The organism is Halomonas sp. DP8Y7-3, assembly GCF_019801675.1.
GTDB lineage: Bacteria > Pseudomonadota > Gammaproteobacteria > Pseudomonadales > Halomonadaceae > Halomonas > Halomonas litopenaei_A.
Map to the genome: position 1 here is coordinate 188457 of NZ_JAHVIO010000010.1, position 20633 is coordinate 209089.

General features: G+C 63.2%; 17 protein-coding genes. 10 read left to right on the top strand and 7 right to left on the bottom strand.

The features are described 5' to 3' along the window. Nucleotides 1-265: 265 nt before the first annotated feature. From KUV86_RS13540 to KUV86_RS13550, 3 genes are all read left to right on the top strand, one after another. Nucleotides 266-1591, top strand: coding sequence for an OmpP1/FadL family transporter (locus KUV86_RS13540; RefSeq protein ID WP_222485157.1), 1326 nt, complete (start codon nucleotides 266-268; stop codon nucleotides 1589-1591). A gap of 444 nt (nucleotides 1592-2035) precedes the next feature. Next, nucleotides 2036-3973, top strand: coding sequence for a TonB-dependent receptor domain-containing protein (locus tag KUV86_RS13545; RefSeq protein WP_222485159.1), 1938 nt, complete (start codon nucleotides 2036-2038; stop codon nucleotides 3971-3973). A gap of 61 nt (nucleotides 3974-4034) precedes the next feature. Next, entirely contained in the window at nucleotides 4035-5114 is a 1080-nt protein-coding gene (locus KUV86_RS13550; protein WP_222485161.1) for an MBL fold metallo-hydrolase, read from the top strand. 95 nt (nucleotides 5115-5209) lie between these two features. Here the strand turns inward: KUV86_RS13550 and KUV86_RS13555 are convergent, their stop codons facing one another. The 5 genes from KUV86_RS13555 to KUV86_RS13575 form a co-directional block, all read right to left on the bottom strand. Then, a complete protein-coding gene (locus KUV86_RS13555) occupies nucleotides 5210-6844 on the bottom strand; it encodes an ABC transporter ATP-binding protein (protein ID WP_222485163.1) in 1635 nt (544 codons plus the stop codon). A 20-nt stretch (nucleotides 6845-6864) separates the two neighbouring features. Beyond that, the gene (locus KUV86_RS13560) at nucleotides 6865-7746 is read right to left on the bottom strand and encodes an ABC transporter permease (protein WP_222485165.1); all 882 of its coding nucleotides are present in this window, start codon (nucleotides 7744-7746) and stop codon (nucleotides 6865-6867) included. Between the two features lie 9 nt (nucleotides 7747-7755). Next, entirely contained in the window at nucleotides 7756-8682 is a 927-nt protein-coding gene (gene oppB / locus KUV86_RS13565; protein ID WP_222164021.1) for an oligopeptide ABC transporter permease OppB, read from the bottom strand. A 112-nt stretch (nucleotides 8683-8794) separates the two neighbouring features. Beyond that, nucleotides 8795-10420: a peptide ABC transporter substrate-binding protein gene (locus tag KUV86_RS13570; protein WP_222485167.1), complete on the bottom strand. Its 1626-nt coding sequence runs from the start codon at nucleotides 10418-10420 to the stop codon at nucleotides 8795-8797. Between the two features lie 113 nt (nucleotides 10421-10533). After that, on the bottom strand, nucleotides 10534-12165 hold the full coding sequence (locus KUV86_RS13575; protein ID WP_222485169.1) for a peptide ABC transporter substrate-binding protein: 1632 nt from the start codon (nucleotides 12163-12165) through the stop codon (nucleotides 10534-10536). A 362-nt stretch (nucleotides 12166-12527) separates the two neighbouring features. Here KUV86_RS13575 and prfB point away from each other — a divergent pair. The 7 genes from prfB (at nucleotide 12528) to KUV86_RS13610 (ending at nucleotide 19266) form a co-directional block, all read left to right on the top strand. Next, nucleotides 12528-13626 (top strand): peptide chain release factor 2 gene (gene prfB / locus KUV86_RS13580; protein WP_347401316.1). Its coding sequence is split into 2 segments (ribosomal slippage): nucleotides 12528-12602 and nucleotides 12604-13626, totalling 1098 coding nucleotides; the frame shifts between segments, so codons are not numbered across the junction. Between the two features lie 136 nt (nucleotides 13627-13762). Next, complete coding sequence (gene lysS, locus KUV86_RS13585) at nucleotides 13763-15292, top strand: lysine--tRNA ligase (RefSeq protein ID WP_222164023.1); 1530 nt, start codon at nucleotides 13763-13765, stop codon at nucleotides 15290-15292. A 144-nt stretch (nucleotides 15293-15436) separates the two neighbouring features. Next, entirely contained in the window at nucleotides 15437-15823 is a 387-nt protein-coding gene (locus tag KUV86_RS13590) for a hypothetical protein (protein ID WP_206940401.1), read from the top strand. A gap of 131 nt (nucleotides 15824-15954) precedes the next feature. After that, the gene (locus KUV86_RS13595) at nucleotides 15955-17385 is read left to right on the top strand and encodes an MFS transporter (protein WP_222485170.1); all 1431 of its coding nucleotides are present in this window, start codon (nucleotides 15955-15957) and stop codon (nucleotides 17383-17385) included. Nucleotides 17386-17540: 155 nt separating this feature from the next. After that, nucleotides 17541-17852: a BolA family protein gene (locus KUV86_RS13600; protein ID WP_222238901.1), complete on the top strand. Its 312-nt coding sequence runs from the start codon at nucleotides 17541-17543 to the stop codon at nucleotides 17850-17852. Next, a complete protein-coding gene (locus KUV86_RS13605; protein WP_222485172.1) occupies nucleotides 17849-18742 on the top strand; it encodes a hypothetical protein in 894 nt (297 codons plus the stop codon). Before KUV86_RS13600 ends, KUV86_RS13605 begins: the two co-directional genes overlap by 4 nt. Continuing rightward, nucleotides 18739-19266: a GNAT family N-acetyltransferase gene (locus tag KUV86_RS13610; RefSeq protein WP_222485175.1), complete on the top strand. Its 528-nt coding sequence runs from the start codon at nucleotides 18739-18741 to the stop codon at nucleotides 19264-19266. The genes KUV86_RS13605 and KUV86_RS13610 overlap by 4 nt, the downstream gene beginning before the upstream one ends. A gap of 129 nt (nucleotides 19267-19395) precedes the next feature. On the opposite strand, the gene zapB is transcribed toward KUV86_RS13610, so the two are convergent. Together zapB and rsmD are read right to left on the bottom strand one after the other, a co-directional pair. Beyond that, nucleotides 19396-19617, bottom strand: a complete 222-nt coding sequence (gene zapB / locus KUV86_RS13615) for a cell division protein ZapB (protein WP_206940392.1) — start codon at nucleotides 19615-19617, stop codon at nucleotides 19396-19398. 193 nt (nucleotides 19618-19810) lie between these two features. Continuing rightward, nucleotides 19811-20437 carry a 16S rRNA (guanine(966)-N(2))-methyltransferase RsmD gene (gene rsmD / locus KUV86_RS13620; protein ID WP_222485177.1) on the bottom strand — a complete coding sequence of 209 codons (627 nt, stop codon included), beginning with the start codon at nucleotides 20435-20437 and terminating at the stop codon, nucleotides 19811-19813. Between the last annotated feature and the right edge of the window lie 196 nt (nucleotides 20438-20633).

Below are 20633 nucleotides of genomic sequence, written 5' to 3' on the forward strand. Positions count from 1 at the left end.
GTCAGTGTAAAACCTTTGTGTTACCCAATGGTCAAGGGGATATTTTGTATGCTGTAAACAGCAGAGGATGAAGTCCTAAGTCACTGAATTGACGTTATCAGCAAAATTCGTTGGACCAAAGTATGAGCAAATTAGCTATTAAAACGAACGTTTGGCCTTGAACTCTCGCCCGCCTTCGCAAACACTGCGATCAAGCCCGCTAACAAAGGCGGTGCCAGCCGATAATAAATGCGCCGACACGCTTGCTGATATTAAGGACGTCGAGATGATCTATAACAAAGTCAAGCCGTTGACCCTGGCGGTTGCCGTGGCCGCCTCCGCTCTTTCTGGTCAAGCCATGGCCGGTGCCTTCCAGCTGAATGAGCAAGGTGTCAGCGGGCAGGGCACTTCCAATGCGGGCCGCGCCTCTACCGTCAATGATGCCAGCATCGTGTTCGGCAACCCCGCCGGCATGTCGTTTCTTGATCGCGCTCAGGTCACCGCCGGTGCCGCCTTCCTGACCGTAGATACCGATATCAAGAATACCAATGACAGCGCGACGGACTCCAACGAAGGCGATATGGTGCCCAACAGTGTGATTCCGTTCGGTTTCTACGTGCAGCCGATCAATGACAACCTGCACTTCGGTCTCGGCGTGTATGCGCCCTTCGGTTTGATCACCGACTACGAAGGTCAATTCCAGGGCCGCTTCTTTGGCGATCGCAGCAAGGTCGAGGTGGTGACCGTCCAGCCGACCATCTCGGTCAAGTTCAGCGAACAGTTCTCGGCGGGCTTCGGTCTGACCTATAACCAGATCGACGGCGAGCTGACCGCCAATACCCAGGGTGGCCCCGTAGGCCTGTTCGACGCCGCAACCGGTGCGCCTCTGGGCGGCAATGCTATCGCGGGTGAAGGCGATGTGGATATCGAGGGTGATGACAACGCCTGGGGCTATACCCTGGGCGCCATGTACAAGCCCTGGGAACACACCACCTTTGGCTTCGCCTATCACTCCGAAGTGGAGTATGACCTGGAGGGCAAGGCGCGCTTTACCAACGTGCGCGTTCCTCGGCTTAGCCGCGACGTTCCCGGGGCGATCGAAGTGGGCACTATCTCTCCGCGAGTTGATGCCGATCTGTCCATTACCCTGCCTGCCGTCTGGGATTTCTCGGCCACTCACCAGATCAATGACCGCTGGACGGTGATGGCCGGCGCCGCCATGACCAACTGGAGCGAGTTCGATGAGATTCGTGTTGAGAATGACTTTTCCGAGATCGTCGAGGCCCAGAACTACGAGGACAGCTGGCAGTACTCCGTGGGTACCACCTACCAGCTGAATCCCCAGTGGGTCCTGCGTACCGGCCTTGCCTACGACGAGACACCGATCAAGGACGAATATCGCAGCGTGCGGGTGCCGTCCGATGACCGCATCATCTTCTCACTCGGTGCCGGCTGGACACCCATGCCGGATCTGACCGTGGACGTGGCCTACAGCTACATTCATGAGTCCGACGCAGAACTGTCCCAGGAAGAGGAAAACCGCGGCACCTATGAGGCGGACTTCGAGAACACTGCCCAGGCCTTCGGCGCCCAGGTCACCTACCGCTTCTGATCCGTTTGGCTGCAAGACCACGGCCACTGACATTAGCCCCGCAGCGCCCCCTCCCAGGAGGGGGCGCTGTCGTTGGTAGGTAGCTAAGGAACCACGGTAGAAACAGCTGCGTGGACGATTCGCTACGTTGCGCGATGCTCTCATTCTTCATCTGTATCACATAGGCGCCATGGACTGTGCTGCGGGCGCCTGGTCTCTCATTGCGCTCAGCGCTTTCCCGAGGATTCGCATTGCCGCTTGGCGCAACCGTCAACGTGGCGCTGTGGACGAGGGCGATAGCCATCTGCGGCGATGGGTACGAGCGGCATGGTTGCGGAAAATAGAACATGCCGTTGTGACGAAAGCATGGCCAAAAGGCCGCTTAACGCTGTTTGGACGGCATCGACCTCTCTAGAATTGAGAACTAATAACGTTCAATACGAATTGACGATACTGGTGTTCTCCATGCTCTCACGCTCTTTGCTCCCTTGGGTGTTTGTTCCTCTGGGTGGCGCTGCCCCGCTGGTGGTCCACGCTCAGGATGACATCAATCTCGACGATATCGTCGTCACTGCCGCGGGTTACGAGCAGACCGTCAGCAATGCCCCAGCTTCCGTCAGTGTTGTCACTCGCGAGTCCTTGGAGAGGCGTGCATATCGTGACATCACCGATGCTCTCCAGGATGTTCCAGGGGTTGTCGTCACGGGAGGTGGCGACGGTGAAGATATCAGCTTGCGGGGTATGCCCCCCCAATACACGCTGTGGTTGGTGGATGGCCGCCGCCAAACCTCTCGGGAATCCCAGCCCAGTGGTGGTGGCGGCTTTCAGAAGGACTGGCTGCCGCCGCTCAGCGCCATCGAGCGTATCGAGGTCATCCGGGGGCCCATGTCGACTCTGTACGGCTCCGACGCGATAGGAGGCGTGATCAACGTCATCACCCGCAAGGTCAGTGATGAATGGGTCACCAGCGTGCGCAGCGAAGCGACACTTCAGGAAGACAGCGATTCCGGCAACGAATTCAACAACCAGCTATATGTGTCGGGACCTTTGATCAACGATGTGCTCGGTGTGCAGCTTAGTGGCCAATACCAGCATCGTCAGGAAGACAAGATCGAGCGGGGCTATGCCAAGCGCGAGTTCGACAATCTGGCGGCTCGCCTCTCCTGGCAGGCAAGCGACGAGCACGCCTTTTCCTTTGATGCCAGTCGGCGCAAGCAGGAGCGCACCAGCCGGGCGGGATTTTCATTGCCAGAGCGATCAAGCGACAGCGAAACCGAGAACCGGCACAAGACGCTAGCGCTCTCCCATCAGGGCAGGTGGGGCGCCATGACCTCCGATTCTTACCTCCAGCGGGAAGAGACCGACAACGTTGGGCGCGATATCGAGATCCGCAACACCGTAGCCGATTCGCGCTGGGTGCTGCCGTTGGCCGATCACTTCGTCACCTTTGGCGCTACCTGGGAAGACGAAAGGCTTCAGGATACGACGACCAATGCGCTCTCCGATACCGACGAGATCACCGTCTATCAGTACGCGTTGTTTGTCGAGGATGAGTGGTTTCTGACGGACCGCGTTGCCCTCACCGCAGGTCTTCGCATGGATGATCACGAGTTCTTCGGCGACCACTACAGCCCCCGTCTTTATGGTGTGTGGGACTTTGCCGACGAATGGACGATGAAAGGTGGCATGTCCACTGGTTTTCGTGCGCCTAACCTGCGTGAGCTGTCAGGGGAGTGGGTCCAGGAGAGTCGTGGGGGCGATATTTACGGCAACCCGGATCTGGATGCGGAAGAGTCTCGCAGCTACGAGATGGGGCTGGTCCATGATGGCGCCGGAGGCCTGCAGGCCAGCCTGACCCTGTTCTACAACGACTTCGATGACAAGATTGCCACCGTGGGCTGCGGGGGCCGTGACTGCGGCGATGCGGCGACGGGGGATCCGGATGCTCGCACCAACGTCAACATTGATGACGCTATTACCCAGGGAGTGGAAGCTAGTCTCACCATGCCAGTAGGGCAGCGAGTTCAGGCCCTGGCGTCATACACCTACACCGACTCCGAGCAGAAGAGCGGTGACAACGAGGGACAGCCTCTGACCCAGGTGCCGCGCCACCTGTTCACAACCACGCTGAACTGGCAGGCCAGTGACAGCTTAGCGCCCTGGCTGCGCTTTACCTTCCGTGGTGAGGAAAGCCAGCCGGTCAACTTGTCGAGTAACAGCAGTACCTCCATTCGTGCCCCATCCTATGCCACCTGGGACACCGGCCTGGGATGGCAGGCGACGCCTCGGCTAGAGCTATTGGCAGGCATCTACAACCTGACTGACAAGGATATCGACTACGACAATTTCGGCCATGTTGATGATGGACGACGCTATTGGGTTGGGCTGGAGATGGAATTCTGAGCACGTGATGACCGGCCTCTATCGAATCGATACCGCCCTGATTTCGTTTAAGGAACTGAAAATGAAGCACCTATCCAATCCGACTCGGCGAAACGTGGCACGGCAGGCGATCACGCTGGGTCTAGGTCTGCCGGTGGCGCTGATCAGCCTGTCAGCAGTGGCGGACGTTGCTGACAGCGAAGCGCCCGATACCCTGGCTCAGGCGATCGCCGAACGGGGCCTGGCTGCCGGTCAGGCGTTTCCGGGGTTGGCTAGCCTGTGTGACCTGTCCACTCGTCTCAAGGTGGCAGGGCAGCGTCCCAAGGGCAGTGGCGCCGAGCACGAGCATCGTGAGTCCCACCGGGAAAACCGGCGCGGCCCGGCAGAACCAATGCCGACCCGGGTGTTTGATAACCTCTACTATGTCGGTACTCCGGGCGTCGCGAGCTGGGCGGTCACCACCAGTGAGGGCATCATTCTGATCGATGCCCTGAACAACAATGAGGAAGCCGAGCGTTTTATCGAGCAAGGGCTCGTCGATCTCGGGCTTGATCCTGGCGACATCACTACCCTGATCGTGACCCATGCCCATGGTGATCACTATGGTGGTCAGCAATATCTGGTCGACGCCTACGGTGCCCAGGTAGTGATGAGCGATGCTGACTGGACAGCGCTGGAGCAGCCGGAGCTGGCGATCGATAACCCGCGCTGGGGCGAGCCTCCGGTCCGTGATGTCACCGTGGCCGATGGCGAAGCGATCACCCTTGGTGATACCTCTATCGACGCCTACGTTACCCCAGGTCATACGCCGGGCACACTGTCGCTGGTCATTCCACTCAAGGATGGTGAGTCGACCCACCACGCCGTGCTCTGGGGAGGCACCGGTTTCAATTTCGGGCCGGATGAAGCTCGCCTGCGTGAGTACTCAGCCTCAGCCGCGCGGATGAAGGCGATCGCCGCAGAACATGACGTCGATGTCTTTCTCTCCAACCATCCCACCCGGGACAACTCTCTTCAGCGTATCGAGGCCTTGAAGCAGCGTGAGGAAGGCGCTCCACACCCCTTCGTCAGCGACCAGTCGCTGGGTGCCCTGGACCTGCTGATGAGCTGCTCGCTGGCCCAGGCCGAGCGCGTCTACGCAGGTGAGCACCCGGCAGAGTAAGGACACCAAGCGAGCAATAGCGAAGGCGGCGACCGCTGCCATCGCACACCAGGCGCTGTCTAGGCAGAGCCTGGTGTCATGCTGGCGACCCTTCGTTACGCCACCTGGTCGAGCATGGCGGCGGCCAGCAGGCGCTTGGTGTACTCGGTCTTGGGGGCAGCAAACAAGTCCTCGGCGCTGCCCTGTTCCACCACCTGGCCGTCCTTCATCACCAGCACGGTGTCGGCCAGCGCCCGCACCACGGCCAGGTCATGGCTGATAAACAGATAGGTCAGCCCATGCTTTTGCTGCAGCTCGCGCAGAAGGTCGATGACGGTGACCTGTACCGAGCGATCCAGCGCCGAGGTGGGCTCATCCAGCAGCAGGAACTCGGGCTTGAGGACCAGCGCCCGAGCGATGGCGATGCGCTGGCGCTGGCCGCCGGAAAACTCGTGGGGGTAGCGGTTGCGCATGGCGGGATCCAGCGAGACTTCTTGCAGGCTGGCCATCACCTGGGCGTCGCGCTCGGCGCGGGACAGGTGCGGGGCATGGACCTTGAGCCCCTCGCCGATGATGTCGCCCACGGTCAGGCGTGGCGACAGCGAGCCGTAGGGATCCTGGAACACCACCTGCAGCTTCGAGCGGATCGGCCGCATGGCGGTCTTGTCGAGCACGTCGAGGCGGGTGTCGTGGAAGCGTATCTCGCCCTGACTCTTGAGTAGCCTGAGCAGGGCACGCCCGAGGGTCGACTTGCCCGAGCCGGATTCACCGACGATACCCACCGTCTGGCCGCGGCGGATGGTGACATCGATGCCGCGCACCGCCTCGAAATATTCGCTGGGCCCGAACAGGCGCTTCTTGAGGGCGAAGCGCACGCGCATATCCTTGGCTTCCAGCACCATGGGCTCGCTGTCAGGTACCGTGGCCTTGCGTCCTCGCGGCTCGGCGTCGATCAGCATGCGCGTGTAGTCATGGTGTGGGTTGGCGAAGACCTCGGCGGTGACGCCCTGTTCCACCAGCTCGCCGTGGCGCATCACGCAGACCCGGTCAGCGAAGTGCTTGACGATGGTCAGGTCGTGGGTGATGAACAGGATCGCCATGCCATAACGGCGCTGGAGGTCCTTGAGCAGATCCAGAATCTGGGCCTGAACGGTCACGTCCAGCGCCGTGGTGGGCTCATCGGCGATCAGCAGTTCCGGCTCGCCGGCCAGCGCCATGGCGATCATCACCCGCTGGCGCTGGCCGCCGGACAGCTCATGGGGATAGCTCGCGATGCGCCGCTCTGGCTCGGGAATACCGACCTGCTCGAGCAGGTCGATGGCCTTGGCGGTCGCTGCCTTGCCTTTCACGTTCTGGTGGCGGTCGAGCACTTCCTTGATCTGGTCGCCGATGCGGTGCAGCGGATTGAGCGAGGTCATCGGCTCCTGGAAGATCATGGCGATGTTGCCACCGCGAATCCGGCGCATGCGCTTGGGCGTGGCGCTCAGCAGTTCCTCGCCCTTGAAGCGAATCACCCCTTCGGCCCGGGCCAGCTCCGGCAACAGGCGCATGGCAGCGGTGGAGGTCACCGACTTGCCCGAGCCGGATTCACCGACCAGCGCCAGGGTCTCGCCGGGGCTGATGGCAAAGCTCACGTCCTTGACCGCCTGGACGGTGCCGTGAGGCAGCTCGAAGCTGACGCTGAGCCCCTCGATCTCGAGCAGCGCCTCGCGGGCGGGACGACGGGGTGGCTTATGTTGTGTGTCGGTCATGGTCGCGTCTCCGTCGTCACTTAGCGGGTCTTGGGGTCGAGGGCGTCACGCAGGCCGTCGCCGAGGAAGTTCAGGCAGAACAGCGTCAGCGCCAGGAACACCGAGGGCACCAGCAGCATCCAGGGTGAGGTCTGCATCATGTCGGCCCCCTCGGAGATCAGCACGCCCCAGCTGGTCAGCGGCTCCTGCACGCCGAGGCCGAGGAAGGACAGGAAGCTCTCCAGCAGGATGACCTTGGGCACCGTCAGGGTGACGTAGACGATCACCGGGCCGATGGCGTTCGGAATCAGGTGACGGGTGACGATCTTGCCGTCCTTGACGCCCAGCGCGTGGGCCGCCTCGACAAATTCACGCTGCTTGAGCGCCAGGGTCTGGCCGCGCACGATGCGGGCCATGTCGAGCCACTCCACCGCGCCGATGGCGGCGTAGATCAGGAAGATGTTGCGGCCGAATACCACCATCAGCAGGATCACCAGGAACATGAAGGGCAGCGAGTACATGATGTCGACGAAGCGCATCATCAGGTTGTCCAGGCGACCGCCGACATAGCCGGAGATGGCGCCATACAGCACGCCGATGATCAGGCTGACGAAGGTCGCCACCAGCGCCACCGACAGCGATACCTGGCCCCCGTAGAGGGTTCGGGTCAGCAGATCCCGGCCGTTGGCGTCGGTGCCGAGCCAGTGGCCACCCTCCAGGGTGGGTCCTACATCAAAGGCGTTCCAGTCAACGTCGGCCAGCCCCCAGGGGGTTAGCCAGGGGCCGATAAAGCAGGCCAGGGTCATGGTGCCCAATAGCCACAGGCTGACCATGGCGGCGCGGTTCTGAGTCAGGCGCCGCCAGGCATCGCGGCCAAGGCTGTCGCCGGCAGGGGCGCTGGGGGCGAGGGTATCGGTGGTCATGGCGTCGCCTCAGTCGTCGTAGCGGATTTGGGGGTCGAGGGCGGAATAGATCAGGTCGACGATCAGGTTCATCAGCACGATCAGCGCGCCGTAGAACACCACCGTGCCCATCACCAGGGTGTAGTCCCGGTTGAGCGCGCCCTGGACGAAGTAACGCCCGATCCCGGGGATGCCGAAGATCTGTTCGATCACCACCGAGCCGGTGATGATGCCGGCGATGGCCGGACCCAGGTAGGAGGTCACCGGCAGCAGCGCCGGACGCAGCGCGTGGCGCCAGACCACCTCGGCCTCGGTCAGGCCCTTGGCCCGGGCGGTGCGAATATAGTGACTGCCCATCACCTCGATCATGCTGGCGCGCATCATGCGGGCGATGTAGGCGATCTGCTGGATCGACAGGGCGATCACCGGCAGGATCAGATTGGGCAGGGCGCCGTCGTTCCAGCCACCGGCAGGCAGCCAGCCCAGCATGACCCCGAAGACCAGCGCCAGCACCGGGGCGACCACGAAATTGGGCACCGCTATCCCGGCCAGGGCCGTGCCCATGACCGCGTAGTCCACGGCGGTATTGCGTTTCAGCGCGGCAATGATGCCCAGCGGCAGCCCGATCGCCAGCGCCAGCAGCATCGCCAGACCGCCGATCTGAAGGCTGACCGGAAAGCCCTGCATGATCAGCTCGGTGACGGTGAAGTCCTTGTACTTGAACGAGGGGCCGAAGTCGCCCTGGGCCAGGTTGCCCAGATAGCGGAAGTACTGCTGCCACAGCGGCTCGTCCAGGTGGTAGGCGGCCATCAGGTTGGCCTCGATCTCTGGTGGCAGCGCGCGTTCGCCGTCGAAGGGGCCGCCGGGAGCGATGCGCATCAGAAAGAAGGCTATGGTGATGACGATCAGCATCGTCGGAATGGCCTGAGCCAGGCGCTTGAGGGTATAGCTCAGCATGGTGCCGTTCCTCGCTTGCGGCGGCGGGCGGGGCGTTCGCGGCCGCGCCCAATGGGTTCATGGATCGGGGCTGGGCGAGGGTGTCCCAGCGGTAGGGTGGGGCCGGGCTTGCTCATTTTGCGGCTGCCTCGTCCACGGACACGTAGCGCAGCGGATGCACATCGAGCGCCGTGGGCTGCCAGCCCTCGACGTCCGGCGAGACCAGATTGACGACCACGTAGTCGTAGATCGGCAGCATCACGTCGGCTTCCAGCAGGCGCTGCTCGGCCTCGGTCATCAGCGCGGCGCGTCGGTCCACGTCGAGCTCATGGGTGCTGGCCTCGACCAGGGCGTCGTACTCGGGATCCGCGTAGCCGGTGCTGGCCGCCGCCGAGCCGCCCGCCGCGTAGGCGTTGAGGAAGTCGTAGGGGTCGTTGACCGTGGCCACGAAACCGTAGCGGGCGATCTCGAAGTCGCCCTGGCGCAGGCCGGCGAAGTGCACCGCCGCCTCGCGATTGACCAGCTCGATCTCCACACCCAGCGGGCGCCACATGGCGGCGATGGCCACGGCGATCTTCTTGTGGTCTTCCAGGGTGTTGTAGGAAAGCTCAAGTTCAAGCGGTCGATCGGGCCCGTAGCCGGCTTGATCCAGCAGCATCCGGGCCCTGGCTCGGCGGCTGTCCATGTCCTGGTTATGGAAGTCGAGGCTTGCCGAGGTGGGCGAGGCGATGGTGCGCGGCACGAACCAGTAGGACGGCGTCTGGCCCATGCCCAGCAGGCGTTCGGTTATCACCTCGCGGTCGAGCGCCAGATTCAGCGCCTCGCGCACCCGCTTATCGCTGAGCGGCGTGCCGTCACGCAGGTTGAGCATATAGAAGTAGCTGCCGATCAGCGGACCGACCCGCAGCGATTCGCTCAGGTTCTCCTGGGCCCAGTCGAACCGCGCGGAAGGCACCGCGCCGTAGGCGATGTCGAGTTCGCCCGAGCGAAAACGATTCATCAGCGCCGAGGTGTCCTCGATGGCGTGGAAGTCGACACCGTCGAGGGCCACTTCATCGGCGGCGTAGTAGTGGGGGTTGCGGCTAACCTCGACCTTGTCCTGGGGCTTCCAGTCGGCCAGCACGAAAGGGCCGCTGGCCACCAGGGTGCCTGGCCGGGTCCAGTCCTCGACGCCGCTGGTAAGCAGGTGACGGGGCAGGGGGGCGGCCTCGGTCATCGCCATGGCCTGAAGAAAATAGGCGGTGGGCTCGGACAGCCGGATTTCCAGGGTGTGGGTGTCCAGCGCGCTGACGCCGAGGCTCTCCGGCTCGGCCTTCCCGGTGTTGATCGCTCGGGCGTTGACGATGGGGTAGTAGAGGTTGGCGTTGTGGTTGGCGGTGGCCGGCGTCACCAGACGTTGCAGCGCGAAGACGGCATCGTCGGCGGTGATCGGCTCGCCGTCGGACCAGTGAGCCTGGCGCAGTGTGAAGGTGTAGACCAGGCCGTCGTCGGACAGCGTCCAGGATTCGGCCAGGCCCGGCTCCAGTGAGCCGTCGGGGCCGTAATTGATCAGCCGATCAAACAGCTCCCGGGTGATCCGGCTCTCCCAGTTGCCGTTGACCTTCTGCGGATCCAGGGTACTGGGCTCGGCACCGTTGCCTACCTGCAGCGTGGCGGCTTGAGCGCCAAGCGCCAGCGACGCCGAGGCCAACAGCAGCGTTGCGCGGGTACTGGCCAGAACGGCCGAGGGCAAGACACCACGAAGCGCGGGAGGGAACATGGGCATTTCCTTGATCAGGATGAGAGGGCGAAAGGAACGCCAGCCAGCGGCGACATGGGCCCGAGGGCATGCCTCGGGCTCATTGAAGGCCAACGGTGACACGCTGTCCTCGTCTATTCCTCGAAGGAAACCCAGCGTGAGGGGTGGTCGTCCTCGATGTTGTCTTCCCAACCACTGATCGCCGGGTTCACCAGGTTGCGTGAGACGTAGTACAGCATCGGGATCAGCGCGTCGTCGTCCATGGCCAGGGCCTCGGCACGTTCCAGGATGGCCTTGCGCTCGTCCAGGTCGAGGGTCGTGGCCGCCTCGTCGTACAGGGTATCGAACGCCTCGTTGGCATAGGCCCCGTAGTTGTTGCCGACGCCGGAGCGCAGCAGCGCGAGGAAGTTCTCGGCGTCGTTGTAGTCGGCAATCCAGCCGGCCCTGGCCACGTCGAAGTCGCCCTCGGCGATGGTCTGGTAGTGCACCGTGGCCTCGGCGTTGACCAGCTCCACCTCGACCCCCAGCGGTCGCCACATGGAGGACACTGCTACCGCGATCTTCTTGTGCTCGTCAGTGGTGTTGTAGCGCAGGCGCAGCGTCAGCGGGTTGCCCTGGTCGTAGCCGGCGTCTTCGAGAAGTTCCTTGGCGCGGGCCATGCGGGCGTTCAAATCGCCGGTGATGTCGTTGCCCTCGGCGTCGTCGAAGGCTGCGTTCTGGACCTGGTAGTGATCGATGCCATCGGGCACGAAGGACAGTGATTTCTGGAAGGTGCCGCCCATGATGTTGTCGGCGATGACGTCGCGGCGTACGGCCATGTTGAGCGCCTCGCGCACCCTGGGGTCGGCGGTGGGATGGCCGTCGCGATGGTTGAACACGTAGTAGTAGCTGCCCAGGTAGGTGGCCATATGGGTGGCCTCGGGGATCTCTTCCTTCAACAGCGGATACATGCTCGAGGAATACTCGCGCATGATGTCCAGCTCGCCTGCGCGAAAGCGCGAGACGCCGGCGTTGCGATCCTCGATGGTGTGGTAGCGCACGCCGTCCAGCGCCACCTGGTCGGCCTCGTAGTACTCGGGGTTCTTGACCGTGGTGATGCGTGACTGGGAGATCCACTCGGTAGGGGTGAAGGCGCCATTGGTGACGATGTGTTCGAGATCCACGTACTCCTTGCCGTACTGCTCGAAGGTGTGCTGCGGCTGTGGGTAGGCGGTGTAGTGGGTCAACAGCTGCAGGAAGTAAGGCGTGGACTGGTTTAGCTGGACGACCAGAGTGCGGCCATCGTCGCGGCTTTCCACGCCAAGCTCTTCCAGGGGCAGCTCGCCGGTGTTGACCTCTCTGGCGTTGACCAGCGGGTACAGCATGTAGGCGTACTTGGAGGCGTTGGCTGGGTCCAGCAGGTGGCGCCAGCCGAACACGAAGTCCTCGGCGGTGACCGGTTCGCCGTCGGACCAGCGGGCATCCTCGCGCAGGCTGAAGGTCCAGGTCTTGCCGTCCTCGGAGACCTGCCAGTCGCTGGCCATGCCGGGCAGGACCTTACCTTCCGGAGACTTTTTGACCAGGCCCTCGTAGACGTCCATCAGGATCTGGGATTCCCAGATACCGCCCGAGATTTGGGAGGTGTCGAAGGAGGCGAGTTCGCCGGTGACGCCCAGGTCGAGAGTCTCGGCCATGGCCGGTGCGGCGATGACGGCAGCCAGCGTGGACAGGGTCAGGCCAGAGGCCAGCCCTAGCTGACGCACCCAGCGAGGACGGATCGCGATCATGTCAGTTCCTTGTTGATGTTGGCATTGTTGTGGCGGGCAGGGCCGTTGGTAGCGCCTGCGGCTAGCCTGAGAAGGTCGCACAAGGTGTGCGACATCGGCTAAGCCCGCTTAGTCGCTAATGACCATCGCGCTGAGTCGCTGGTGCTGTCCAGACGAAAATTTTCATAGCGTCTTGCGTTTCGTCGATAGCCCAGCGCGAGCCCTTTTGCCATGAGGGGTGGCCGCCCTGGTCAGGATGACGGGGTTAGACGTTTTGGCTACAATGCTCCCCCTTTATCGCGTTGCCCCTGGCGACGTTCGACCAAAGCCCATTTCACGTGCCCTGGCCGCCCTGTGGCGAGGGACAACACAAGGCGAGCACCATGTTGGAAACCAATCCGATTCACAACCAGATCAAGGACCTGTCTGAGCGGACAGATGTTCTTAGGGGGTATCTTTGACTATGCCGAAAAGAAAGATCGGCTAGAAGAAGTGACCCGCGAGCTCGAGGATCCGGCGGTCTGGAACGACCCGGACTACGCTCAGAAGCTCGGGAAGGAGCGCGCCTCGCTGGAGCTGGTGGTCGCCACCATCGACGAGCTGGACCAGGGGCTCGGCGACAGCCGTGACCTGCTGGAACTGGCCGAGATGGAAGACGACGAAGCGACCGTGGCGGAAGTCGAGAAGGAGCTTGATTCGCTTCAGGCCAATCTCGAGAAGCTTGAGTTTCGTCGCATGTTCTCCGGTGAGATGGACGAGAACAGCGCGTACCTGGACATTCAGGCAGGCTCTGGCGGCACCGAGGCTCAGGATTGGGCCAACATGTTGTTGCGTATGTATCTGCGCTGGGCCGAGGCCCACGGTTTCAAGGCCGAGATCACTGAGCTGTCTGCCGGTGAAGTGGCGGGCATCAAGTCGGCTACGGTGCATATTCAGGGCGAGTACGCCTTTGGCTGGCTGCGCACCGAGACCGGCGTACACCGCCTGGTGCGCAAGAGTCCGTTTGACTCTGGCGGTCGCCGCCACACCTCGTTTGCGTCGGTGTTTCTGTCGCCTGAAATCGACGACAGCTTCGAGATCGAGATCAATCCGGCGGACCTTCGCGTCGACACCTATCGCTCCAGTGGCGCCGGTGGTCAGCACGTCAACACCACCGACTCAGCGGTGCGCATCACCCATGAGCCGTCCGGCGTGGTGGTGTCCTGCCAGAGCCAGCGTAGCCAGCACGCCAACCGCGACTTCGCCATGAAGCAGTTGAAGGCGAAGCTGTGGGAGCTGGAGATGCAGAAGCGCAACGCCGCCAAGCAGGAAGCGGAAGACTCCAAGGCCGACATCGGCTGGGGCAGCCAGATTCGCTCCTATGTGCTGGATGACCAGCGCATCAAGGATCTGCGTACCGGCGTGCAGTCCAGCAACTGCGACAAGGTGCTCGACGGCGACCTCGACCAGTATATCGTCGCCAGCCTCAAGCAGGGGCTCTAAGCGACCGTCGACGCCGCCACCCAGCCCCAGGCGCTCGTGCCTGGGGCCTTTCGCCACCATCATTCATGGGTCCCTGCCGGGACCATCCGGGAAGGTCGCTCGTTGGCCTTCCCCTTCGTGACAGAGACGACTAGCCATGGCCCAACAGGATACGCCTTCCCCTCAGGACGCCGCCGCCGAAGAGAACCGTCTGATCGCGGAACGCCGCGCCAAGCTTGCCGCCCGTCGCAAGCTGGCCGAGGCCGAAGGTGGCAGTGCTTTTCCCAATAACTTTCGCCGTGACAGCCTGGCGGCCGAACTCGATGCCGAGCTTGGCGACAAGGACAAGGAAGCGCTGGAATCGCTGGGGCGTGAGGCGGCCGTGGCCGGGCGCATCATGCGCAAGCGTGGTCCCTTCATCGTGATTCAGGATGTCAGCGGCCAGATTCAGCTCTACGTCGACAAGAAGGGGCTCGATCCCGCCCTGCTCGAGGACATCAAGAGCTGGGACATCGGCGACATCGTGGCTGGCCATGGCCCGGTGCACAAATCCGGCAAGGGCGACCTGTACGTGATGATGCGTGAGGCCAAGCTCCTGACCAAGAGCCTGCGTCCGCTGCCGGACAAGTTCCACGGCCTGACCGACATGGAAGCGCGCTACCGCCAGCGCTATGTCGACCTGATCATGAACCCGGACTCGCGTCGGGTGTTCGAGACTCGCGCCGGCATCATCAGCGCCATGCGCCGCTTCTTCGAGGATCGCGGCTTCATGGAGGTGGAAACCCCGATGCTGCAGCCGATTCCCGGCGGGGCCACCGCGCGTCCCTTCGTCACCCACCATAATGCGCTGGACATCGACATGTACCTGCGTATCGCGCCGGAGCTTTATCTCAAGCGCCTGGTGGTAGGCGGCTTCGAGCGAGTCTTCGAGATCAACCGTAACTTCCGCAACGAAGGGCTTTCCACCCGCCACAACCCTGAGTTCACCATGGTCGAGTTCTACTGGGCCTACGTGGACTACCAGGCGTTGATGGACCTGACCGAAACCATGCTGCGGGAGATCGCTCAGAAGGTGCTGGGCACCACCACCCTGACTTACCAGGGTTCCACCTACGATCTCGGTCAGCCGTTCGTGCGCATGACCCTGCGTGAGGCGATTCTGGCCCACGGCGAGGGCATCGAGGCAGCGGACATCGACGAACTCGAGCCTGCCCGCGCCCTGGCCGGCCGACTGGGTATCAAGGTCAAGGACGGCTGGGGGCTTGGCAAGCTGCAGACCGAGATCTTCGAGGAAGTGGCCGAGTCGCGTCTGGATCAGCCGACCTTCATCACCGAATATCCGGCGGAGGTGAGCCCGTTGGCACGCCGCAACGACGCCAACCCGTTCGTCACCGATCGCTTCGAGTTCTTCGTCGGCGGCCGCGAGATTGCCAATGGATTCTCGGAGCTCAATGATGCCGAGGACCAGGCCGAGCGCTTCCGTGCCCAGGCTGCCGAGAAGGATGCCGGCGATCTGGAGGCAATGTACTACGACGCCGACTACGTGCGCGCACTGGAAGTCGGGCTGCCGCCCACCGCTGGTGAGGGTATCGGGATTGACCGTCTGGTCATGCTGTTCACCGACAGCCCGTCGATTCGCGACGTGCTGCTGTTCCCGGCCATGCGCCCGGAAGCCGGCGACGCGTGAACCAAACGGGCGGCCGCTGGGAGCCTTTCCGAGCGGCCGCAGGCGAAACCGCGCCGCAGCGGCCGGGTTTTATTGGCAAGGGACGCCCATAGCACCCATAATGGCTGCGATTCGAGACTGCGATTCGACGTCGAGGAGATCGCGATGAAACTGCTCAACCGCTCCGCACTGAGCGTCAGACCCACCCAGCACTTTGTTGACTGGATCAATGCCCTGGAACCGACCATGGGCGATGACGATCTCAACCTGTCCGACGTCGACCGCGAGAGTACGGTCTACCTGATTCCAGAAATGGATACTCCCGAGGCGTTGGAAGCCTTCGTTCGCGAGCGATATCTCGAGGTGCTCGAGAACGAGCTGCGCGCCTGGGAAGAGGACGAGCGGCAGTGGCCTGAATCGTTGGACTGGGCGCTGTTCCAGCGTTTCCTTCAAGTCGAGCACAGCTATCTGGCCATCGATCTGGATAGCGAGGCGGCGCTTGAAATCTCCGAGGTTGACGACGAGTTGCTGGCCGACCTCGAACAGGACTGAGCTCCGCACCCAGCGGCAGACCTGCTTGCCGCACGTGCAACGCGTCTCTTTGCTGACAGGACCGGCCCAGGCCGGTCCTGTCAGCGTTCGCGCTGGTTTCCTATGACGCCCCAGGACGGGACGATACCTGCATGAGTCGACTGTTCTCTACCCGTGACGGCGACGATGGCCTGCCCGGGCCGGAACGTCGTCTGGCGGTCATCGCCCTGGTGCTGGGCACCTTGATGGCGGTGGTCGACACCACCATGATCAATATCGCGCTGCCCTCCATGGCTCGCGATCTCGGCGTGTCGGATGCCCGCGCCGTATGGATCACCAACCTGTTTCAGGTGGTCTGCGCGGCGATGCTGCTGGTATTTGCAGCGGCCAGCGAGCTGCTCAGTCGGCGCAAGGTCTACGTCGCCGGGCTGTCGCTGTTTGTGCTGGCCGCCCTGGGCAGCGCGCTGTCGCCTAACTTCGAGACCCTGCTGGTGTTTCGTGCCTTGCAGGGCGTTGGCGCCGCAGCCACGCTGTCCATCGGGCCAAGCCTGTATCGTTCGATTTTTCCCTCGCGCCTGTTGGGTAGCGCACTTGGCCTGTCGTCGCTGGTGGTGGCCGGTGGCTATGCTGCAGGTCCTTCTATCGGCGGGCTGGTACTGTCGGTGGCCAACTGGCCATGGCTGTTTGCGCTGAACGTGCCGCTGGGGATCGCCGCGGCCTTCATGGCGTGGAAGGCGCTGCCCAGGGAAACACGCCGCGAGGGTAGCTTCGATGGACCTGGCGCGCTGGCGTCCATGGCCATGCTGGCGGGGCTGTTCATGGCCATGGATGCCATTGGCCATCGTGCGCCGATGCTAGATATCGCGTTGTGGCTGGCAGTGACGCTGGGGTCTGCGTGGGCCTTCATCCATCGCCAGGGGCGAGCGCCGCATCCGCTGCTGCCGCTGGGACTGTTTCGCGAGCCACGCTTCAGCCTGGCCGTGTCGGCCCAGGGTACGGCCTTTATCGGCCAGGGGCTGACCTTCGTCGCGCTGTCGTTTCTGTATCAGCAGCAGATGGGCTACTCGGCCCTGCACACCGCCTGGTTGTTCACTCCCTGGCCACTGACCATCATGATTGTCGGTCCGTTGGCCGGGCGTCTGGCAGATCGCTTCAATCCCAGTCTGGTCGCTAGTGTCGGCCTTGCCGTACTGCTGGTGGGGTTGCTCAGCCTGGCCAGCCTGGACAGCGATGCGACGGCCCTCGATAGCCTATGGCGCACGGCCCTGTGTGGCGCTGGCTTTGGCCTGTTTCAGCCGCCTAACAATCGTGAGTTGATGACCAGCGTGCCGAAGTCTCGCAGTGCCAACGCCTCTGGCGTGATGAGTACCACCCGCACGGTGGGGCAGTCGCTGGGGGTGGCGTTGGTGGGCCTGTGTCTGGCGGTCGGTGCGGGGGTTCAGCAGTCGTTGTGGGTGGGCGCTGCCACCACCTTGCTGGCGCTGGTGATCAGCCTGGTGCGACTGCCGATGGCCCAGCGTGCGTACCGTATCGCCCGAGAAGAAAAGAAGGCGGCCCGCCGCGAGGCATCAGGTCAAGCTTAGTCAGCCAGGCTGTGAATGCGTACAATGGCATAGTACTGAGGACAGCCCGCAAGGTTTGTCGTGCCTTCGCGACAATCATGCAGGGGTGCGTCGAATTGACGTCCATCGTAGCCATGTTTGCCGTCTCTACCGAGGCAATGACAAGAGATTTCATCATGAGTATTCAGGCGACCATTGAACATAAGCTCGCGGCTCTCGAACCCACCGAAATGGTGGTCGAGAATGAAAGCCACATGCATAGCGTGCCGCCGAATTCGGAAACCCACTTCAAGGTGACGCTGGTGTCTGAGCGTTTCGCCGGCCTGATGCCGGTCAAGCGTCACCAGCAGATCTACTCGTTGCTGGCCGATGAGCTGTCCGGCCCGGTGCATGCCCTGGCCCTTCACCTCTACACCCCCGGCGAGTGGCAGAGCCGTGGCGCGGCACGCCCTGACTCGCCCAACTGCATGGGTGGCTCGCGCTCGTGACGCCTGAGCCGACACGACTGGCCTATCTGGATGCCATGGGGCTGACCGCTTGGGTCGCCCGGTATCAGTTTCCCAATGCGCGGGAAACCGAGGTCTGTGACTGGCCTGAGCTGGAGCCTCAGCAGCCGCCGGAAACGGGGGCGCGAGGCTTGCACGCGCTGTTGGATGAGGTGCCTGCAGCGCGCAGCCACGAAGCTGCCCAGGACAGCAGCGTCGCCGTCGCGGCGGCGTCCACTGCTCAGACGCCGTCTCCAGAGCCGTCTCAGCCTGCAGCGCCGGTCGCCCGCAAGGCGAGAGCACTGCTGGGCGATATGGTGCCTGATGATGAGGCGACCAGCGCCACACCGGCACTGGACAGCGAAGAAGAGGGTGTCGAGGACGCCGAGCCGCTGCGCTTTGTCTGCCAGGTGGCCTGTCTCGATGGACGCTGGTTGTTGTTGGTGGCCCAGCAGGCGCCGTTGGGCGTGGAGCACCAGCGGCTGCTGTTCAACATCCTGCACAGCAGTGGAGTGACGGCCGAGCAGCGCCCGGTATTCGAGACGCTGACCTGGCCTCTGGCGGAAGGGTTGCCGGTCAGGCGTCCTCTGGAAGAGGCTCGTCAAGGGCTCAAGGCCTTCGTGGCTGGTCGAGCCCGGCGGGGCTGGGCGCCTGAACGCGTGCTGGTATTCGGCCACGAAGACGCCTTGATGCAGGTCCTGGGTGAAGCTGGGCAGGCTGCCGGCGCCGAACCGACAGCGGCCAGTGAATCAGGGCATTCCAGCACTCTGGCACTCCCCCAATGGAGTGGGCCAGGCCTTGATGAGCTGCTGAGCAGTGCGACGGCCAAGCGCCGTTTGTGGGTGTCGAGTGCCGATTGGCAAACCCTATGGCAACAGGGCCGCGAGGCATGACGACCGGATCCGCCGGGCGGGGTGCTGGGCAGCAGCCTGGACGGGGCACCGAGCCCTTCGTGGTGCGTCAGTTGAGGCCTGATGACCTGGCTGCTCTCGAGGCTCTCGAGGCGTCCCAGACCCATCGACTGTCTCGGCCACAGGCCCTTGAGCAGGCCTTCGTCGATGAGCAGCGTCTGCTGCTGGGAGTCGAGGATAGCAACGGAGGTCTAGCCGCCTACGCGCTGGTGTCGCGGCTGCCCTTTGAAGCCGAACTGGAGGCCATACTGGTGGCCACTGATGCGCGGCGCCAGGGGCTCGGTCGTTTGTTGCTGTCGCAGCTGGTAGAGCAAGCAAGAGATTGGGGGGCAGAAAGGCTGCTGCTGGAAGTCCGCGCGGATAACGCTGAGGCGATCGCTCTTTATCGTGCGCTCGGCTTCACCCAGGATGGGCTTCGCCGCGCTTACTATGCTGCCCACTGCGCCGCCCACGAGCCGGGTGGTGAACGCGTCGACGCGGTGCTGATGTCGTTGACGCTGGCCTAAGCGCGCGAGATGCAAGGGGCTCTCTTCAAGGCCTCTCTTCAAGGGCCCTCTTCAAGGGCCCCTCTTGGAGCCCTCGGATCGGGCGGTGCGGCTCGCGGTGCTTAGATCGCGGTGCTTGGATCGTGATGCTTAGACGCTGTGCGCCGGTGCTGGCTGCGCGCTGCCCTGTTCTGCATCCACGTCGTCGAGTTGGCCCAGGATAGCCGTCAGACGGCGCTCCCACTCCTCACGCTCCTGCTTCAGTCGAGCGTTTTCCTCGCGCAACTCCTCAGCTTCCAGTTTCAGCAATTCCAGGGCCTCCAGCGCGCTGGTGACCTTCTTTTCGAGTTGGTTGAAGAGTTCCGTGCTCATCCTCGTCTCCTGACATGACGTGGGGTGAGGGCGCAACGCGCGCCCCGATGGCACGAGCGTAACGCCGAGCTCGTCGGTGGACAAGCGTCGCGACGCGGCGACGCTGTCTGATAGAGAGTGCCAGCATCCTTCCTGGGCACAGCGCACTGGTCGAGAGGCCCGGAAAGCACGTCGCAAGGGGCGGTAAGAGGGCTCAGCTCGACGTCGTATGACGCCGATAGAGTCGCCCAAAACTGTCGCCCGCCTTGACCTCCCGGTGTAGATGCCAGTGCTTCGGTACGCTCAGCTCCAGTCCGCTTTCCACCTCGACATAGATCCAGGCATCGTCGGTCAGCCAGCCTTGCTCCAGCGCAGCACAGCAGGGTTCGGCCAGTGCCTGGCGGAAGGGCGGGTCGATAAACGCGATGTCAAACGCTACCTCGGGCGGGTTCGAGAGCATCGTCAAGGTATCTTGAGTGATCACCTCGGCGCTGCTGATGGAGAGCGTGGCCAGGTTGTCGTTGATGGCCTTGGCGACCTGGCCATCACGCTCGACGAAGGTGGCGGCCCTGGCGCCGCGTGATAGCGCTTCCAGGCCCAGGGCGCCGGTACCTGCGAACAGGTCCAGCACTCGCTTGCCGTAGAGCGTACCGCCAAGCCAGTTGAACAGCGTTTCGCGCACGCGATCGGGCGTCGGGCGCAGGCCTGGTTTGTCGAGGACGGGCAGCAGTCGGCGTCGGTGGTCGCCACCGATGATACGCAGCTTGCCAGGGGCGCGGCCTGTGGCTGCTGTTTTGGCGCCGGGACGGGGGCGCGGTCGAGAAGGGCGATGTCGGCTCATGGCGAGAGATTTTACCCGTGCCGAGTGGCTGCGTCATGCCAAGGACGGCCTCAGCGTCATCTTTGTTCGTCGGGTGGTGGTTGGGTTGGACCCTGAACGGCGCAAAAGCCGCTGACAGGTCCGCCAGTGAGTTCGACAGCCTGCCTTGCGAGTCCACAGAAGACGGGCAGGGTGGTAGGATGTGGCGGTTCGTTCA

Coding starts and splice junctions, on each gene's coding strand:
- rsmD (WP_222485177.1), bottom strand. CDS start 20,437: ATGAGCCGACATCGCCCTTCTCGACCGCGCCCCCGTCCCGGCGCCAAA.
- KUV86_RS13600 (WP_222238901.1), top strand. CDS start 17,541: ATGAGTATTCAGGCGACCATTGAACATAAGCTCGCGGCTCTCGAACCC.
- lysS (WP_222164023.1), top strand. CDS start 13,763: ATGGCCCAACAGGATACGCCTTCCCCTCAGGACGCCGCCGCCGAAGAG.
- KUV86_RS13595 (WP_222485170.1), top strand. CDS start 15,955: ATGAGTCGACTGTTCTCTACCCGTGACGGCGACGATGGCCTGCCCGGG.
- oppB (WP_222164021.1), bottom strand. CDS start 8,682: ATGCTGAGCTATACCCTCAAGCGCCTGGCTCAGGCCATTCCGACGATG.
- KUV86_RS13545 (WP_222485159.1), top strand. CDS start 2,036: ATGCTCTCACGCTCTTTGCTCCCTTGGGTGTTTGTTCCTCTGGGTGGC.
- KUV86_RS13555 (WP_222485163.1), bottom strand. CDS start 6,844: ATGACCGACACACAACATAAGCCACCCCGTCGTCCCGCCCGCGAGGCG.
- KUV86_RS13590 (WP_206940401.1), top strand. CDS start 15,437: ATGAAACTGCTCAACCGCTCCGCACTGAGCGTCAGACCCACCCAGCAC.
- KUV86_RS13610 (WP_222485175.1), top strand. CDS start 18,739: ATGACGACCGGATCCGCCGGGCGGGGTGCTGGGCAGCAGCCTGGACGG.
- zapB (WP_206940392.1), bottom strand. CDS start 19,617: ATGAGCACGGAACTCTTCAACCAACTCGAAAAGAAGGTCACCAGCGCG.
- KUV86_RS13550 (WP_222485161.1), top strand. CDS start 4,035: ATGAAGCACCTATCCAATCCGACTCGGCGAAACGTGGCACGGCAGGCG.
- KUV86_RS13575 (WP_222485169.1), bottom strand. CDS start 12,165: ATGATCGCGATCCGTCCTCGCTGGGTGCGTCAGCTAGGGCTGGCCTCT.
- KUV86_RS13540 (WP_222485157.1), top strand. CDS start 266: ATGATCTATAACAAAGTCAAGCCGTTGACCCTGGCGGTTGCCGTGGCC.
- KUV86_RS13560 (WP_222485165.1), bottom strand. CDS start 7,746: ATGACCACCGATACCCTCGCCCCCAGCGCCCCTGCCGGCGACAGCCTT.
- KUV86_RS13570 (WP_222485167.1), bottom strand. CDS start 10,420: ATGTTCCCTCCCGCGCTTCGTGGTGTCTTGCCCTCGGCCGTTCTGGCC.